17 protein-coding genes are annotated in these 16077 nt (G+C 75.5%); 10 read left to right on the top strand and 7 right to left on the bottom strand.

The window, feature by feature from the left end; translation table 11 throughout:
- Positions 1-2103: helix-turn-helix domain-containing protein (locus AB0M46_RS43570; protein WP_363346089.1), on the bottom strand; the 2103-nt coding region annotated here is incomplete at its 3' end.
- A gap of 258 nt (positions 2104-2361) precedes the next feature.
- Here AB0M46_RS43570 and AB0M46_RS43575 point away from each other — a divergent pair.
- The 4 genes from AB0M46_RS43575 (at position 2362) to AB0M46_RS43590 (ending at position 6242) form a co-directional block, all read left to right on the top strand.
- Complete coding sequence (locus AB0M46_RS43575; protein ID WP_363346091.1) at positions 2362-2529, top strand: hypothetical protein; 168 nt, start codon at positions 2362-2364, stop codon at positions 2527-2529.
- 2 nt (positions 2530-2531) lie between these two features.
- Positions 2532-3977 (top strand): MFS transporter, encoded by a 1446-nt coding sequence (locus AB0M46_RS43580; protein ID WP_363346093.1) that lies wholly within the window; start codon positions 2532-2534, stop codon positions 3975-3977.
- On the top strand, positions 3974-4873 hold the full coding sequence (locus AB0M46_RS43585) for an LLM class flavin-dependent oxidoreductase (protein ID WP_363346095.1): 900 nt from the start codon (positions 3974-3976) through the stop codon (positions 4871-4873). Before AB0M46_RS43580 ends, AB0M46_RS43585 begins: the two co-directional genes overlap by 4 nt.
- Positions 4874-4958: 85 nt before the next feature.
- Positions 4959-6242: an LLM class flavin-dependent oxidoreductase gene (locus tag AB0M46_RS43590; RefSeq protein WP_363346097.1), complete on the top strand. Its 1284-nt coding sequence runs from the start codon at positions 4959-4961 to the stop codon at positions 6240-6242.
- Between the two features lie 30 nt (positions 6243-6272).
- Here AB0M46_RS43590 and AB0M46_RS43595 read toward each other — a convergent pair whose 3' ends face one another.
- The 4 genes from AB0M46_RS43595 to AB0M46_RS43610 form a co-directional block, all read right to left on the bottom strand.
- Positions 6273-7007: an amino acid ABC transporter ATP-binding protein gene (locus AB0M46_RS43595; RefSeq protein WP_363346100.1), complete on the bottom strand. Its 735-nt coding sequence runs from the start codon at positions 7005-7007 to the stop codon at positions 6273-6275.
- A complete protein-coding gene (locus AB0M46_RS43600; RefSeq protein ID WP_363346102.1) occupies positions 7004-7861 on the bottom strand; it encodes an amino acid ABC transporter permease in 858 nt (285 codons plus the stop codon). Before AB0M46_RS43600 ends, AB0M46_RS43595 begins: the two co-directional genes overlap by 4 nt.
- Positions 7861-8736 (bottom strand): ABC transporter substrate-binding protein, encoded by an 876-nt coding sequence (locus AB0M46_RS43605; protein WP_363346104.1) that lies wholly within the window; start codon positions 8734-8736, stop codon positions 7861-7863. The genes AB0M46_RS43600 and AB0M46_RS43605 overlap by 1 nt, the downstream gene beginning before the upstream one ends.
- A 94-nt stretch (positions 8737-8830) precedes the next feature.
- Positions 8831-9220 (bottom strand): hypothetical protein, encoded by a 390-nt coding sequence (locus tag AB0M46_RS43610; RefSeq protein ID WP_363346106.1) that lies wholly within the window; start codon positions 9218-9220, stop codon positions 8831-8833.
- A gap of 332 nt (positions 9221-9552) precedes the next feature.
- Here AB0M46_RS43610 and AB0M46_RS43615 point away from each other — a divergent pair, with 332 nt between their 5' ends.
- On the top strand, positions 9553-9795 hold the full coding sequence (locus tag AB0M46_RS43615) for a hypothetical protein (RefSeq protein WP_363346108.1): 243 nt from the start codon (positions 9553-9555) through the stop codon (positions 9793-9795).
- On the opposite strand, the gene AB0M46_RS43620 is transcribed toward AB0M46_RS43615, so the two are convergent.
- Positions 9785-11236, bottom strand: a complete 1452-nt coding sequence (locus AB0M46_RS43620; RefSeq protein WP_363346110.1) for an MFS transporter — start codon at positions 11234-11236, stop codon at positions 9785-9787. The two genes, AB0M46_RS43615 and AB0M46_RS43620, sit on opposite strands and share 11 nt — an antisense overlap.
- Positions 11237-11346: 110 nt before the next feature.
- Here AB0M46_RS43620 and AB0M46_RS43625 point away from each other — a divergent pair, with 110 nt between their 5' ends.
- The gene (locus AB0M46_RS43625) at positions 11347-11934 is read left to right on the top strand and encodes a TetR family transcriptional regulator (RefSeq protein ID WP_363346112.1); all 588 of its coding nucleotides are present in this window, start codon (positions 11347-11349) and stop codon (positions 11932-11934) included.
- Here the strand turns inward: AB0M46_RS43625 and AB0M46_RS43630 are convergent.
- On the bottom strand, positions 11931-12755 hold the full coding sequence (locus AB0M46_RS43630; RefSeq protein ID WP_363346114.1) for a patatin-like phospholipase family protein: 825 nt from the start codon (positions 12753-12755) through the stop codon (positions 11931-11933). The two genes, AB0M46_RS43625 and AB0M46_RS43630, sit on opposite strands and share 4 nt — an antisense overlap.
- A gap of 63 nt (positions 12756-12818) precedes the next feature.
- On the opposite strand from AB0M46_RS43630, the gene AB0M46_RS43635 reads away from it, so the two are divergent.
- The 4 genes from AB0M46_RS43635 (at position 12819) to AB0M46_RS43650 (ending at position 15994) form a co-directional block, all read left to right on the top strand.
- Positions 12819-13469 carry a pentapeptide repeat-containing protein gene (locus AB0M46_RS43635; protein WP_363346116.1) on the top strand — a complete coding sequence of 217 codons (651 nt, stop codon included), beginning with the start codon at positions 12819-12821 and terminating at the stop codon, positions 13467-13469.
- 129 nt (positions 13470-13598) lie between these two features.
- Positions 13599-14249 (top strand): GAF domain-containing protein, encoded by a 651-nt coding sequence (locus AB0M46_RS43640; protein ID WP_363346118.1) that lies wholly within the window; start codon positions 13599-13601, stop codon positions 14247-14249.
- A 48-nt stretch (positions 14250-14297) separates the two neighbouring features.
- Positions 14298-15650, top strand: a complete 1353-nt coding sequence (locus tag AB0M46_RS43645) for a SpoIIE family protein phosphatase (RefSeq protein ID WP_363346120.1) — start codon at positions 14298-14300, stop codon at positions 15648-15650.
- Positions 15647-15994: an STAS domain-containing protein gene (locus AB0M46_RS43650; protein ID WP_363346122.1), complete on the top strand. Its 348-nt coding sequence runs from the start codon at positions 15647-15649 to the stop codon at positions 15992-15994. Before AB0M46_RS43645 ends, AB0M46_RS43650 begins: the two co-directional genes overlap by 4 nt.
- The last annotated feature ends 83 nt before the right edge of the window (positions 15995-16077 follow it).

A 16077-nucleotide genomic window follows, 5' to 3' on the forward strand; every position in this document is an offset into this window, starting at 1 on the left:
GACGGTCGCGGCGGCGCCCAGCAGGACCGCGGCCGCGCGCGGGGCGCCGAGGCGGTGGGCCGCCGCGGCGAGCGCGGGCAGCGCGTAGGCGAGCGTCCACCGGCTGCCCGCCGCCGCCGAGCGCGTCACCGACTCGGCGAGCAGGCCGGCGGTGGCCGGCAGGTCGCCCCCGGCCTCGGCGACGGTGGCCCGCATGTTGAGCACGAGCGCGATGGCGAACGCGTTGTCCGTGCCGCGGGCGACCCGCTCGGCCTCTTCCAGCCGGCGCCCGGCGGTGGCGAGATCGGCGGCGAGGATGGCGATCTGCGCCCGCACCCCGAGCAGCAGCGCCCAGGCCCACCGCCCGGCCGGATCGGCACCGTCCGGCTCGGCCACCTCCGCCACGATCCGCCGCGCGCCGGGCCCGTCCCCGACGAACACCGCGGCCAGCCCCGCGAACGCGGCCGTCTCCACGGATGCGCCGGCGCGCAGCGCCGTGGCGGTGTCGGCCCGCGCCCGGTCGAGGTCTCCCAGGACGTAGGACAACACCCCGCTCGCGGCGAGCGCGGGGCTCCCGGACCCGCCGGAGGACAGGGCGGGGCCGAGCCAGCCGAGGGCCTCGGTGGCGTGGGCGCGCAGGGCGAGGTACGGCCAGACGGCCCACACCATCGCCGCGACCTCGGCGGCGCGGCCGGCCGCGAGGAGGTGCTCGGCCGCCGCGGCCAGGTCGGCGTGGGAGCGCTCGAGGCCGTCGAGCCGCCCGATCAGGCCCGGCCCGCGCAGGTCGCCGGCGGCCCCCAGGGACTCGGCGAGGAAGTGCTCCGCGTGCCGGTCGGCCGTCGGCGCGGCGTCGGGCGAGGCGGCGAGGCGCTGCCGGGCGTACTGCCGGATCGGCCCCAGCATGCGCAGCCGCGTCCGCCCGTCGGCCCCCGGCGGCACGCGGGTCAGCAGGGACTGCTCCACGAGCGCGGTCAGCCCGGCGAGGCCCGTGCCGCCGACCGCCTCGGCCGCCTCCACCGTGAACGGCGCCCGGAAGGCGGCCAGCCGGGCGAACAGGCGGCGCTGGTCCGCGTCGAGCAGGTCGTGGCTCCAGTCGACCGTGTCCCGCACGGTCTGCTGCCGCTCCGGCAGGTCACGCAGGGCCCCGGCGGACATGGCCTCGTCCAGCCGCTCCAGCAGGGCGGCCGGCTCCAGCAGCCGGGCCCGGGCGGCGGCCAGCTCCAGGGCCAGCGGCAGGCCGTCCAGGCGCCAGCAGATCGCGGCGATGGTCGGGGCGTTGTCCGCGGTCACGGTCAGCGGGGCGCCCATGGCGGCGGCCCGGTCGAGGAACATCGCCACCGCCGGCGCGCCGGCCACGCCCGCCGGGTCGTCCAGCGCCCACGCGTCGGGCCCCTCGAGCGGCTCGACCACCACCTCGTGCTCGGCCCGGATGCGCAGCGGTGACCGGCTGGTGGCCAGCACAACCAGGTCGGGGCAGGCCGCGACGAGGGCGGCCACGGCGTCGGCCGCGCCCGGCAGGTGCTCCAGGTTGTCCAGCACGAGCAGCAGGCGGCGGCCGGCGAGGTGGGCGGCGAGCGCGTCGAGCAGAGGCCCGGGCCGGCGCTCGGGCACACCCAGCCGACGGGCCGCCTCCTCCAGCACCCCAGCCGAGTCGCGCAGCCGGGCCGAGTCACGCGGCCGGGCCGGGTCGCGCACGGCGGCGAGCTCGACCACGACGTGCCCGTGCGGGAACTGCCCGGCGGCCCGCGCCACGACGTCGAGGGCCAGGCTGGTCTTGCCGACCCCGCCCGGGCCGGTGAGCGTGACGAGCCGCCGCGCGGACAGCAGCCCCAGGATCGCCGCCGCCTCCTCGTCCCGGCCGATGAGCCGCGACGCCGGGGGCGGGACGGCCGGCGCGGCGACGGACGCGGCCAGCTCCTGGAACTCGGCCTCGGTCAGGCCGAGCCCGTCGGCGAGGGCGCGGACCGTGTGCGGGTACGGCCGCCGCCGCACCCCGCGCTCCAGACCACCGATCGCGTTCACGGTCAGCCCGGCCCGCGCCGCGAGCTCCTCCTGGGTGAGCGCGCGCCGCTCCCGCCACTGGCGCAACAGGACGCCGAAAACCCCAGGCCGAACGTCAGCCACGCCGCCACCTCCGCTCAGCCAAACGGTCCGCGGCCCCTGCACTGCGCTCCGGCAGCCAGATGCCGCCCACCCGGGCGCCGGACGGGCGATTCGTGAGATGCACGCCGAGATGGTAAGGCGTCCGTTGCCGACCGCACGGGTCATTCCGGTGACGCCTGGGAGAGGGACCGCGCGCGAGTGGCCGACCCTGCCGTAACCGAGGACCAACCCCAGGGGCTTTCCTATCTTTCCGATAGGAAAAGTGATAACGTCGTCCCTATGCGCTTGCGGCGACTCATGACCAGGCTGCTGACCGCGCCGGTCGACTGGCTTCTCAGCCTCGCGGACGAGCCGCCCGGGCGCGCCGGCCCGCAGGAGGCGTCGCTCTGGGCGGAGCTGGCCACGGACCTGCAGCTGCGCCGGATCTCCGGCCGCGCGGCCCGCTGAGGGTGGACCGCGGGCACCGCCTGATCCTGCTCGTGTGCCTCGGCGCGGGCTGGACAACCCTGCTGGACCAGGCCATCCTCACCGTCAACCTGCCGGCCATGCGCGCCTCCCTGGGCGCGAGCGACGCCACCCTGCAGTGGGTGATGGCCGGCTACTCGCTCACCTTCGGCCTGGCGCTCGTCCCGGCCGGCCGGCTCGGCGACATGTTCGGCCGGCGGGCGTTCTTCGCCGCTGGGATCGCCCTCTTCGCCGCCGGCGGGATCGCCGCCGCCTGTGCCGACCGGGCCTGGCTGGTGGCGGCGGCGCGGCTGGTCCAGGGCGCCGGCGCGGGCACGGTCAACCCGCAGATCATCGGCCTCTTCCAGGATCTTTTCCGGGGCAAGGCGCGGGCCCGGGCGCTGGGCGCCTACGCGGCCATCGGCGGCCTGTCCGCCTCGATCGGCCCGCCCCTGGGCGGCCTCATCCTGCAGCTGGCCGGCCCCGACCCCGGCTGGCGCCTGGTATTGCTGGCCAACCTGCCCTTCGCCCTCGTCACGATCCCGCTCGCGCTGCGCGTGCTGCCGCCCGGCCGCCCGTCCGCCCGCCGGACCGACCTGGACCTGCCCGGGCTGCTGCTGCTCGGGGTGGCCACCCTGGGCGCGATCCTGCCGCTGGTCGGCACCCCCGGCGGCTGGCGCTGGGCGGTCCTCGCCGCGCTGGCCGTGGCGGGGCTGGTCGCCTGGGAGCGGCGCTACACCGCGCGGGGCCGCACCGCGCTGCTGCTGCCGGCGCTGATCCGCAGCCGCGGCTACGTGCTCGGCACCCTCGTGGCCATGTGCTACTTCGGCGCCACCCTCGCGCTCAACCTCGTGCTCTCGCTGTACCTGCAGGAGGACCTCGGCCTGCCACCGCTCGCCGCCGCGGCCATGTCGCTGCCCAGCGCGCTCGGCTTCGCCGCCGCCTCGGCCCTCGGCGCGTCCATGGTGGCCCGCTACGGCCGGCCCGGCGTGACCGTCGCGCTCGTGGCGGCGGTCGCCGGCGTCGGGGTGGACGCCGCCGCCGTGGCGCTGCTACCCGGCCGGTCGGGCTCGGACACCGCGCTGATCGTCGCGCTCGCCGCCGGGCAGCTCGTCACCGGCGTGGCCGGCGGGCTCGTCAACGCCCCCAACCAGGCGCTCACCCTCGAGCACGCCCCGCCCGGCGCCAACGGCCTGAGCGCGGCGATCCTGCAACTCTCGCAGCGCCTCGCGGCCGCCGTCGGCATCGCCGCGGCCACCGCGCTCTTCCTCGGCGGGGCCGCCGACGGCCGGACCGCACTGCTGCACGGCGTGCTGCTGTGCCTCGGCCTGGTGCTGCTCGCGCTCGTCTTCGCCATCGCCGACCGCGACCGGCCGGGCCGCGACCGGGACCGGGACCGGCCGTCCGACGAGACATCACCACACGAGGCATTGGAGGTAGCCCGACCATGACCCTGCACGTCGCGTTGGAGCTCGGCGGTGGGCGCGACCCCGCCGACATCGAGGCCCTCGCCCGCGCCGCGGCTGCCGCCGAGGAGGCCGGCGTCGCGCTCGTCACGCTGGCCGACGAACCGATCGGCGGGGGCGCGCGGATCGAGGCGGGGGTGCGGGCGGCGTTCCTGGCCCGGCGTACCGCGCGGATCGGCCTTGCCCCGCAGCTGCACGTCACCGCGACCGAGCCGTTCCACCTCGCCACCCAGCTGGCCAGCCTCGACCACGCGTCGCTCGGGCGCGCGGCCTGGGTGGTCGGCGCCGCCAACACCGAGGAGGCGCTGGCCACCATCGGGCGGGCGCCGCTGGACGCCGCCGGGCTGCGCCGCGAGGTCGACGACGTCATCGACGTGGCGCGGCGGCTGTGGGACTCGTGGGAGGACGACGCCGTGATCCGGGACGTGCCGAGCGGGCGGTTCCTGGACCGCGACCGGGTGCACCACGTCAACTTCGAGGGCGCCACGTTCTCCATCGCCGGGCCGCTCATCACGCCGCGGCCGCCGCAGGGGCAGCTCGTCGTGCTCGGGGCGGACACCCTCGGGGTCACCGGGCGGCTGGACGTGGCGCTGGTCGGTGACGGCCCGATCGACGAGGTGCGGCGCCGGGCCGAGCTCGCCCGGGCCGAGGGCGCCCCGCTGGTCTTCGCCGACGTCGCCGGCCCGCGGCCCCTGCCGGAACTGCTCGCCGCCCTGGACGGCGTCGTCGACGGCGTGCGGCTGCACCCGGCGGCGCCCGACGACGACCTGGCGTGGCTGTCCACCGTGGACAAGCCGCCGCTGCGCGCCACCCTGCGCGAGACGCTCGGCCTGCCCCGCCCCGAGAACCGCTACGCCACCACCGGAAGGGAAACAGCATGAGGGGTCCGAAGCGAAGCGGAGGGGCCGCGAATAATAGGCACAGGGTTGGCTCAGGCCGGCGCCGGAGCGCAGCGGAGGTGACGGCATGAGCCGGCTGCACCTCGGCGTCTTCTTCACCGGCGTCGGGCCGAACCTGCTGTGGACGCGGCCGGACTTCGCGTCGCACACCCACATCGACACGTTCGTGCACGTCGCGCAGACCCTGGAGCGCGGGCTGTTCGACGCGTTCTTCCTCGGCGAGGGCCTGCGGGTGCGGGAGAACCGCGGCCGGGTCCACGACCTCGACGTGGCCGGGCGCCCGGACGCGATCACCCAGCTCACGGCGCTCGCCGCGGCGACGGAGCGCATCGGGCTGGTCGCCACGCAGAACACGACGTACAACTTCCCGGCGGATCTGGCCCGGCGCCTGGCGAGCCTCGACCTGGTGTCGGGCGGCCGGGCCGGCTGGAACGTCGTGACCACCGACAATGCGTGGACCGGGGCCAACTTCCGCCACGGCGGCTGGCTGGCGCACGAGCGGCGCTACGAGAGGGCCGGCGAGTTCGTCGAGACGGCCAAGGCGCTGTGGGCGGCCCGGCCCGGCGAGGTCGTCGAGCGCCACACCGACCTCGTCGACCTGCGCGCGGCGGCGACCGTGCCGGCCAGCCCGCAGGGGCGCCCGGTGATCTTCCAGGCCGGCGACTCCCCCGGCGGGCGCGACCTGGCCGCCCGCCACGCCGACGTGGTGTTCTCGGCCAACACCGACTACGACAAGGCGGTCGCCTACGCCACCGACCTGCGGGCCCGGCTGGTGGCCCACGGGCGCGCCCCGGACGCGGTGCGCATCCTGCCCGGGGCGTCGGTCGTGCTCGGCGACACCGCGGCGGAGGCCGAGGAGAAGGCGGCGTGGATCCGCCGCGAGCAGACCACCGGCCCGCGGGCCATCGCCTATCTCGAGCAGTTCTGGGGCAAGGACCTGTCCGGCTATGACCCGGACGGCCCGCTGCCGGACATCGAGCCGGCCGACGGGGAGCTCGACCCGTCCCGCGGCACGATCCCGATCGAGATGCGCAGCGGCAAGCTCGAGCGGGTCCGGCAGTGGCGGGAACTGGCCGCCGCGCGCAACCTGTCGATCCGGGACCTCGTCATCGAGGTGACGCCCGGGCACGGCGCGTTCGTCGGCACGCCCGGGCAGGTGGCCGACGAGTGGGCGCACTACGTGCGCACCGGCGCGGTGGACGGGTTCAACCTGCTGCCGCAGCTGCTGCCGGGCACGGTCGAGGACGTGGTGGACCGGCTCGTCCCACAGTTGCAGGAGCGCGGCGTGTACCGCACCGAGTACGAGGGCACCACGTTGCGCGAGCACCTCGACCTGCCGCCGGTCGGCTGACCCAGGCAGGATCAACCCGACCAGGCAGGATCAGCTCACCAGGCGGGACAGGAACTGACGGGTCCGGGCCTGCTGGGGGTCGCCGAGCACCTGCTCCGGCGGCCCCTGCTCGACCAGGGTGCCGCCGTCGAGGAAGCAGACCCGGTCGGCGACCTGGCGGGCGAAGGCCATCTCGTGCGTGGCCAGCAGCATGGTCGTGCCCTCGGCCCGCAGGTCGCGGACCAGCGCGAGCACCTCCCCCACCAGCTCGGGGTCGAGCGCGGAGGTGACCTCGTCGAGCAGGAGCAGCCGCGGCGAGTTCATGAGGGCGCGGACGATCGCCACCCGCTGCTGCTGGCCGCCGGAGAGCCGGTCCGGGTAGGCGCCGGCCAGGCCCTCCAGGCCGATGCGGGCCAGCAGCGCCATCGCCCGGTCGCGCGCCTCCGCGGCCGGCACCCGGTGCACCCGGCGCGGGGCGAGGGTCACGTTGGCCAGCACGGTCATGTGCGGGAACAGGTTGAACGCCTGGAACACCAGACCGACCCGGCGACGGACGCGGTCGGGGTCCACCCGCGGGTCGGTGATGTCCTCGCCGTCCAGCCGGATGGTGCCGTCGTCGACCGGCTCGAGCAGGTTGACGCAGCGCAGCAGCGTGGACTTGCCCGAGCCGCTGGCCCCGATGAGCGCCACCACCTCGTGCTCGGCCACGTCGAGGGAGATGCCGCGCAGCACGTGCCGGGCGCCGAAGAGCTTGTGCACGGCCTCGACGGACAGGACGGCGGTCATAGGCCCTGATCTCCTGACTGGCGGCGGGCCGCGCGCAGGGTGACCCAGTCGGTCACCGCCACCAGCGGGATGGCCAGCAGCACGAACAGCACGCCGGCGACGACGTACGGGGTGTAGTTGTACGACACCGAGGTCTCGATCTGCGCGGCCCGGATGGCGTCGATCGGGCCGGCCAGCGAGATCAACCCGACGTCCTTCTGCATCGCCACGAGGTCGTTGAGCAGCGGCGGGGCGATGCGCCGCAGCGCCTGCGGGAGCACCACGTGGCGCATGGTCTGGCGGTAGGTCAGCCCCAGCGACCGCGCCGCCGCGCGCTGCGAAGGGTGGACCGACTCGATGCCGGCCCGGAACACCTCCGCGATGTAGGCGCCGTAGGTCAGCACGAGGGCCGCCCCGCCGAGCACGAGGACCCCCGGCGTGCCGCCCAGCCGCAGGCCGGGCACCCCGAAGGCGAAGAGGTAGATGGTGATGATGAGGGGCAGGCCCCGGAAGCTGTACGTGTACCCCGTCGCGATCGCCCGCAGCGGGAAGAACACGGGGCGCCGCAGCGTGCGCAGCGTCGCGATGCCGAGCCCGAGCAGCACCGCGCCGGCCGCGCAGAACAGCAGCAGCTCGACGTTGAGCCACAGCCCGCGCAGCACCGCCGGCAGCGCCGCGCGCGCCGTGTGCGGGTCGAAGAAGCTGTCCCGCACCCGTGGCCATCCCGGCGCCCCGGTGACGGCCACGACCAGCAACACGCCCACCACGGCGGTGGACACGGCGGCGACCGCCACCGACAGGACCGTCTGCCGGCGGCGGTACGCCTCGCGCCCGAGCGCGACCGCAGAACGCTCGAACGGAAAGGACGCCGGCATCAGCTCAGCGCCGGGGCGCCCTGGGTCGCCGAGAGCCACTGCTGCTGGAGCTTCTTCAGCGTGCCGTCGGAACGCAGGGCGTCGACCGCCCCGCTCACGCAGCCGGTGAGCGGCGAGCCCTTGTCGAGCACCAGCCCGAACTGCTCCGGCGTGCCCGACACCTGCGGCAGCTGCCCGACGATCACCGCGTTGTCGATCTCGGCCGAGGTGATGTAGAAGGCGGTCGGCAGGTCCACGACGAGCCCGTCGATCTGACCGTTCTGCAGCGCCTTCTTGGCGTCGTCGTTGTTGTTGTACACCGACGGCTGGCCCGTGGGCTTGACCACCTCGGTGATCGATCGGTAGCTGGTCGTGCCGACCTGGGCGCCGAGCTTGGCCCCCTTGAGGTCGGCGATCGTCTTCGCGCCGGCGATCTTCGAGCTCTTCAGCGCGATGACGGTCTGCGTGACGTCGTAGTACGGCGAGGAGAAGTCCACCGCCTGCTTGCGCTCGTCGGTGATGGAGAACTCGTTGATGTCGAAGTCGAACGTCTTGCGCCCGGGCGCGATCGCGTTGTTGAACGTGACACGGGTCCAGGCCACCTGGTCCTTGGCGTAGCCGAGCTTCTGCGCCACGGCGTAGGCAACCGCGGACTCGAAGCCCTGTCCGCTTTCGGGCTTGTTGTCGGCGAACCACGGCGGGTACACCGGGTCGTCGGTGCCGATGGTCAGCTTGCCCGCGGCGACGGTCTTGAGCTGCGCCGGGGCGCAGGCACCGGCACTGGTGGGACCGCCGCTCGCGGGCGCCGCGGTGGTGTCGTCGGCCGGGGCGCAGCCGGCCGCGGTGGCCAGGACGGCGCTCAGCCCGGCCGCGAGGAGAAGGGTCGCGGGTCGCATGGCCGCGATCATAACCACTTTACCGATAGGAAAAGCAGTGTGAGGCTCAACGCAGATCGGCGGCGGCCCCGGACAGGGCTCGTCCGGCCCGGGGTCAGCGGGTGAGATACCGCGGGATGTCCCCGCTGAGCAGCGCGGCCCGGCCCAGGCGGGTCAGCGTGATCTCCTCGTTCACGTGCTCGGCGCCGTGATAGCGCCACAGCACCAGCCGGTTGTGCTCCAGCACCTGCACCGCCTCGTAGACGATGTCACGCACCGGCGCCGCGTGCGGCGAGGCCTGCAGCAGCGAGACCCGCTGCAGCTGCGGGACGCCCTGGGCGATCTGGCGGAACACCTTGTCTACGTACAGCACCGAGCGCGGCTCGTGCGCGGTCGCCGCGCAGCCCAGCCACAGCACGACGACGGCCAGCTCGTGCGGGTCGGACTCGTACAGCGCGCGCAGGTTGGCGATGCAGGCGAGATCCGGCTGGCGGGGCGCGCTCATGGCGACAGTCTTCCATCCGGTGCAAGACCTTCGACGCCACGAGAACCGCCGCCGCGGTGATGGCGGGCTGCGCCGGCCGTTCCGGTTTTGGTGTCCGAGTCGGCGGGCGATCACCGCGATGCGATCGGCCACAACCGTGACCGACGGCTGTAGGTCAGTGCGGTCGCCGCCCAGAGCAGCCCCCAGACCAGAAAGAGCGGGGACCACAGAGCCAGGTCCCAGGCCGCGGTGCGGGTGAAGGTGCCGGTCATGAGGGCGAGGCATCGAGGCGGCCGGGTACGAGCTGGACGAGTCGGTCCGGGCCCGCGGCCAGGGCGGCATGCGCGCCGCGGATGGAGCTGCACCGGCGGGGCGTGCTGCGCCGGGACGCGCGGTTCCTCGGCGAGCCGGCCCGGCCGGTGCTGCCCGTCCCCCGCGATCCGACGCGCTGCGAGCGGGTGCTCCTGGCGCTGATCGCGGGGGTGAGCGAGGTCATCATCGACTGGGTCTGGCACGGCATGACCGACCCGCCGGAGCCGCTGGTCGAGGACCTGACGGCGTTCGGCGTGTCGGTCATGGCCGGCCTCAGGAGCTGACCCGCTCCTGCTCCGGCAGGTCGGTCACGCCGTGCGCGACCGCCTCGTCGTGGCGGCGCCGGGCGCCCGGCAGGGCGAGGGCGGCCACCACGGCCAGGGCGGCGACGCCCGCGCAGACCCAGAAGCCGGTGGTGAACGCGCGGTCGGTCGGCAGGCCGCGCGGGGTGGTGTCGGAGGTCACGACGGCGGCCACGACCGCGCTGCCGATGCTGCCGCCGACGGTCCGCACGATGGCGTTGACGCCGGTGGCCTCGCCGGTCTGGGTGGCCGGCACGGTCTCGATGATGGCGTTGGACATAGCCGCGAAAACCAGGCCGATGCCGATGCCGGTGAGCACGCCCGACAGCAGCAGGTGCCACAGCGCGCCGTGGGCCAGGGCCGGGACGGCGAAGGCGACGACCACCGCGACCGCGCCCAGGGTCAGCGGCACCTTCGGCCCGAAGCGGCGCTCCAGCAGGCCGGACAGCGGCCCGAAGACGAGCATCATGAGCGTGGTCGGCAGCAGGAACAGCCCGGCCTCGGAGACCGTCTTGCCGAAGCCGTAGCCGGTCGCCTCGGGCAGCTCGAGCAGCGTCGGGATGAGCAGGAACGTGCCGAACATCGCGAAGCCGAAGGTCAGGCCGACCACGTTGGTGGTCCACACGCCACGGATGCCCATCAGGCGCATGTCGATGAGCGGGCTGCTCATGCGCAGCTCGACGAGGGCGAAGACGACGAGCAGGACGACGCCGGCGGCCAGCAGCACGACGGTCTTCGGCTCGCCCCAGCCCCACTCCCGGCCCTTGCTGATCGCCAGCAGCAGCGCCACCAGCGACGCCGACAGGATGACCGCGCCGAGCACGTCGAGGCGGCCCGGGGTGCGCACCGGCGACTCCGGCACGCCGAACGCCACGCCGGCCAGGGCCACGGCGATGAGCACCAGCGGCAGCCAGAACAGCCACTGCCATGACAGGTGGTCGACGATCGGGCCGGCGGCCACGATGCCCAGGCCCGCACCGATGCCGAAGATCGCCGAGAGCAGCCCGACGGTCACACCGACCCGCTCGCGGGGCAGCTCGTCGCGCACGATGCCGATGGACAGCGGCAGGATCGCGCCGGCCGCACCCTGCAGGGCACGGGCCGCGATGAGCACGCCGAGGTTCGGCGCCAGGGCGGCGGCCAGCGTGCCGGCGGCCAGGATGAGCAGCACGACGAGCAGCACGCGGCGCTTGCCCACCATGTCGCCGAGCCGGGCCAGGATCGGCGTGAGGACCGAGGCGGCCAGCAGGTAGGCGGTCAGGATCCAGCTGACGTCGCCGGTGGAGGCGTGCAGGTCCTGGCCGATGACCGGCAGCGCCGGCGCGACCAGCGACTGCAGCACCGAAAAGGCCAGGCCGCCCAGCGACAGGAACAGCACCACCAGCGTGGAGTTGCCGTGCCGCCCGGTTCGTGTCTCGGTCATGAGGGTCCCCGGAGGATAAGTAAACGAATGTTGACTTGAACCTAGTGCGCCCGGCGAAGCTAAGTCAACGATGGTTTACATCACACGACGGGCCTGGGTACCCTGGGATCATGACCGCCGCCCCCGACACCCGGCCCCGCCGCCGGGACGCCGCGAAGACCCGACGGCTGCTGCTGGAGGCGGCCCGCGACCGTTTCGCGCGGGACGGCTACAACACCACGACCCTGCGCGACATCGCCGACGAGGCGGGCGTCAACGTCGCCCTCATCGCCCGCTACTTCGAGTCCAAGGAGGGCCTGTTCGAGGCCTGCCTGACCGCGGCGGTCGACGAGCTCCGCCACGAGGCGGGCGACGTTGCTCTGGATCGCGTGCCGCAGATCATCGCCGCCCAGGTCGCCACCGTCGGCCCGCACGGCCCCACGGGCCAGCTCATGCTGCTGCTGCGCTCCTCCGGCGACGAGCGCGCCGACGAGATCCGCCGCGGCGTGCTGCGCACCTCGGCCGAGCGCCTGGCCGCGGCGGCCGGGTGGCGCCCCGGCGACGACGAGACGCTGCTGCGGGCGCAGATGGTGCTGGCCGCGTCGCTGGGCATCGTGCTGCTGCGCGTCTCCGGGGCCCTCGAGCCGCTGATGTCGGCCGGCGAGGAGGACCTGAGCGGCCCCCTGGGCGAGCTGGTCGGCGCGCTGCTGGGGCGTTAGCCGGCCCACACCTCTCGGGCAGCGGTGGCCAGCGCCGCGCCCTGGCGCAGGCCGGCGTCGACGGCCGCGGCCCGCCGGGAGGGGTCGAGCACGTTGGGGCCGATCGCCTCGACCGCCTGCTCGTCGGGCTCGACGACCAGGCTGCGGTGCGCGCCCGTGGCGGCGATCTCCCGCCGGATGACGGGGGCCAGCAGCGCGCCCATCGGGGCCACCACGATCACCGCGGCGGCCCCGGCGGCGAGATCTGCGTTGGTGCCCGAACGCACGCCGCCGTCCATGTACCGCCGCTCGCCGATCGTCACCGGCGGGAACACGCACGGCACGGCGCAGCTGGCGGCCACGGCGAGCGGCAGCGGCGCCCCACCGGCCCGGTCGAAGATCGCCGGCTCGCCGTCCGCGGTGTCCACGGCGGCAATGCGCAGGTCGCGGTCGGGCCACTCGGCCACCGGCAGCTGGGCGCGCAGCCGGGCGACGTGGGCCGCCTCGTCGCCGGTCGGCGCGGCGAGGGCCATCCGGCCGACTTCGGCCATCGCCTCGGCGCGGGGACGCGAGCGGTCGGCCAGCAGCGCGAACGCGGCCAGCGCCGGGGTCACGTCGACGGCCGGGGCGGCGCCGACCGCCGCCGCGCGCTGGTATGCGACCGCGTCGGCCAGGTCGACCCCGGCGGCGAGCACCGCGCCGACGACGGAGCCGGCCGACGTACCGATGATCACGTCCGCGTCGGCCAGGGTGACGCCGGCCCGGCGCAGGCCCTCGAGGATCCCGAACTCCCAGGCGATGCCGGTCATGCCGCCGCCACCGAGCACCAGCGCTCTCGTCATTACCGCAAGGTAACACCCGGCGGCTCATCCGGCCGGGGCGCCGGCGCCGGCCACCATGGAGGCATGCCGACCCGGCGCACCGTCGGCGCGCTCACCCTCATGGCGGTCGCCCTGGTCGCCGGGGCGCTGGTGCTCGGGCGCGGGCACGGCGCCGACCACGGGCGGCGCTGCACCGCCGACCGGGCGGCGGACCTCGGCGGGCAGACGGTCACCGCGGTCGACCTCGACGGCAAGCCGTTGCGCTGCGCGAACCTCGAGCGGTCCACGGTGGACGGCCCCGTCGGCTCGGCCAACCTGAGCGGGGCCAACCTGCACCGGGCCACGCTGCGCGACGGCGCGATGACCGACGTGGACCTGACCGGCGCCGATCTCAGCCTGGCGGTGGCCCGGTCGGCCGAGTTCACCGGCGTGAAGCTGACCCGGGCCGACCTCGGCGGCGCCGACCTGCGCGACAGCACGCTGACCGACGTCGGGCTGGCCCAGGCCCGGCTGCGCGGCGCCGACCTGCGCGCGGTCGCCTTCGTGCGGACCGACCTGCACGGCGCCGACGCTCGGGGGGCCGACCTGACCGGCGCCACGCTCACCGACTCCAACCTGCGCGGCGCCCGCCTCGACGGCGCCCGCCTTGGCGGCACCACCTGGGTGAACGTGGTCTGCCCGGACGGCACGAAGTCGACCGACGGCAGCTGTGACGGCCACCTGCGCCCGGGATGAGCCGGGCCGCCGGGCCCGACCAGCTTCAGGCCGCCGCGTACTTTACTCCGCACGGTGAGCCCGGGTAGCGTCACCGCACGTGAGCGTTGCGGAACGCAACACCGTGCCCTCCTTCGTGCGGGACTGACCGTGTTCGACGCCGCCGACCGGCGTGCCTACGAGCGGGAACTGCTCGCCGAGCGGCGCCGGGCCGAGCGCAACGCGACCCGGGTCCGGCTGCTGCAGGACACGGTGCTGCGCTGCGCCGCGCTGGAGCGGGCCGAGGAGATCGCCGGGCCGATCGAGCGGGTCGGCGCCGAGGCCTTCGCGGCCACCCGGACCCGGGTGTTCCTGCTGGACGAGACGGCGGCCGCGCTGCGCCCGCTGGCCGGGGCGGGGCCGCTGGTCTCGCTCGACGACCCCGGCCCGGAGGCGCAGGCGGCCGGGCGGCTCGACGTCGTGGTGGACGCCGCCGCGGGCGGCGTGCGGATCGTCACCCCGCTGGTGGCCGACGTGCGGGTGCTCGGGGTGGTGTCCTTCGAGTTCGGCGGCGCCGACGCGCTGGACGACGGGGCGATCGAGCTCATGCGCACCATCGGGCGGCAGGCCGGGCAGGCCCTGGACCGCATCCGGCTGCTGGAGGAGACCACCCGGCGGGCCCGGCAGTCGGGCTTCCTGGCCCGGCTCAGCCGCGCCCTCGCCGAGACCGCCGGCTGCGCGGGCCGGGCCCGCCGCCTGGTCGAGCTGCTGGTCCCGGAGATCGCCGGGTACGCCCAGATCGACCTGGAGGAGGCCGGCTGACAGGCCTCGGCGCCGGGGGGCGCCGACGGCTGGACCGTCCCCACCGACGTGCTCGCCGCCGTGCACACGGCCGGGCGGGCCGGCCGGCTGACCGGGGTGCCGCTCATCGCCACCGACGGCCGGCGGGCCATGGTGCTGCCGCTGCGGGCCCGCGACACGGTCCTCGGCACGCTGCTGCTGACCGCCGCGGAGCAGGACACCCCCGGCAGTGCCGGGCGGGCCGGCGTCGGGCCCGACTTCCTGGCCGACCTCGCCGACCGGGCCGCGCTGTCGCTGGACAACGCGCGGCTGGCCGAGCGGGACCGGGAGGTCGCCGACACGCTACAGCGCAGCCTGCTGTCCGGGACGTGCCCGCAGGATCCGCGGTACCGCGTGGTGACCGAGTACCGCCCCGCGGTGCACACGCTGGAGGTCGGCGGCGACTGGTACGACGTCTTCGCCACCTCGGCCGAGAGCGTCGGCATCGTGGTCGGCGACGTGGTCGGGCGCGGCCTGCACGCGGCCAGCGCCATGGGCCAGCTGCGCAGCGCCGTGCGCGCCCTGGCCACCGCCCAGGACGGGCCGGCCGCGGTGCTGCGGCACATGGACGAGTTCGTCGCCTCGTTCGCGGCCGGGCAGATGACGACGCTCGCCTACGCGGAGCTGTCGCTGGACAGCGGCGAGCTGCGATACGCCTGCGCCGGGCACCTGCCGCCGCTGCTGATCGAGCCGGGCGGGGTGCCGACCTACCTGTGGCGGGCCCGCTCCGGCCCGCTGGGCGCCACCGCGGCCGGCCGGGCCCGCGCCGAGGCGTCGCTCACCGTGCCCCGCGGCTCGCGGCTGCTGCTCTACACCGACGGCCTCGTGGAGCGCCGCGGCGAGCGGCTGCAGCAGCGCCTCGACCGGCTGGCCGAGCTGGCCGCCGAGCACCGGCAGACCCCGCTGCCCGCGCTGGCCGGCCGGCTCAGCGACGCGATGCGGCCGGCCGGCGACGACGACATGTGCCTGCTCGCCCTGGACTTCGCCGACGCGGCGCCGTTCCGGGCCGAGGTCCCGGCCCGCATGTCGGAGCTGGCCGGGCTGCGCGCGGCGCTGGAGCGCTGGCTGGCCGCCCAGGGCGTCGGCGACTACGACCGGTTCGGCATCGTGCTGGCCACGGCCGAGGCGGTGGCCAACGCCATCGAGCACGGCTACGACTTCGACGAGGGGCGGTCGGTCGGGGTGCTCGCCCAGGTCGACGGCGACGCGGTCGCGGTCCGGGTGGCCGACTCCGGCCAGTGGCGCCCGCCCCGCTCCGCCCTGCAGCGGGGCCGCGGCCTGACGCTGATCGGCCGGGTCATGCACGACCTGGTGATCGACCGCGGCGCCGGCACCACGGTCCTGATGCGCCGCACCGTCAGCCCCGGAAGGCGTGCAGAGTGAGCGGCGAGCGTCAGGTCCGGGTGTACTGCGCCGGAGGTTGCGAGGTCGTCCAGCTGGTCGGCGAGATCGACCACGCCACCGCGCCCCTCGTCGAGCGCGACGTGCTCGTGAGCGTCCGCGCCTCGACCGGCGTCGTCGTGGACCTCTCCGAGACGACGTTCCTGGACAGCGCCGGCCTGCTGTGCCTGGACCGGGTGATCACGGTGTTCAGCGACCGGGGCGCCCCGGTGCGGGTGGCCGCCCCGGCCGCGGGCATGGTCCGCTTCACCCTGGACCTGATCGGCTTCCTGCCCGGCCTGCTGGCCGAGGACGTCCCGGCGGCGCTGGCCGAGATCGCGGTCTGACAGCCTGCTGGCCGAGGACGTGCCGAGGACGTCCTGGCGGCACTGGCCGAGATCGCGGTCTGACAGCGGGCCCGGCCTCCGGC

This window comes from Dactylosporangium sp. NPDC051485 (genome assembly GCF_040682015.1).
In the GTDB taxonomy this organism is placed as follows: domain Bacteria; phylum Actinomycetota; class Actinomycetes; order Mycobacteriales; family Micromonosporaceae; genus Dactylosporangium.

Coding starts and splice junctions, on each gene's coding strand:
- AB0M46_RS43585 (WP_363346095.1), top strand. CDS start 3,974: ATGACCCTGCACGTCGCGTTGGAGCTCGGCGGTGGGCGCGACCCCGCC.
- AB0M46_RS43595 (WP_363346100.1), bottom strand. CDS start 7,007: ATGACCGCCGTCCTGTCCGTCGAGGCCGTGCACAAGCTCTTCGGCGCC.
- AB0M46_RS43610 (WP_363346106.1), bottom strand. CDS start 9,220: ATGAGCGCGCCCCGCCAGCCGGATCTCGCCTGCATCGCCAACCTGCGC.
- AB0M46_RS43615 (WP_363346108.1), top strand. CDS start 9,553: ATGGAGCTGCACCGGCGGGGCGTGCTGCGCCGGGACGCGCGGTTCCTC.
- AB0M46_RS43605 (WP_363346104.1), bottom strand. CDS start 8,736: ATGCGACCCGCGACCCTTCTCCTCGCGGCCGGGCTGAGCGCCGTCCTG.
- AB0M46_RS43575 (WP_363346091.1), top strand. CDS start 2,362: ATGCGCTTGCGGCGACTCATGACCAGGCTGCTGACCGCGCCGGTCGAC.
- AB0M46_RS43590 (WP_363346097.1), top strand. CDS start 4,959: ATGAGCCGGCTGCACCTCGGCGTCTTCTTCACCGGCGTCGGGCCGAAC.
- AB0M46_RS43625 (WP_363346112.1), top strand. CDS start 11,347: ATGACCGCCGCCCCCGACACCCGGCCCCGCCGCCGGGACGCCGCGAAG.
- AB0M46_RS43635 (WP_363346116.1), top strand. CDS start 12,819: ATGCCGACCCGGCGCACCGTCGGCGCGCTCACCCTCATGGCGGTCGCC.
- AB0M46_RS43600 (WP_363346102.1), bottom strand. CDS start 7,861: ATGCCGGCGTCCTTTCCGTTCGAGCGTTCTGCGGTCGCGCTCGGGCGC.
- AB0M46_RS43620 (WP_363346110.1), bottom strand. CDS start 11,236: ATGACCGAGACACGAACCGGGCGGCACGGCAACTCCACGCTGGTGGTG.
- AB0M46_RS43630 (WP_363346114.1), bottom strand. CDS start 12,755: ATGACGAGAGCGCTGGTGCTCGGTGGCGGCGGCATGACCGGCATCGCC.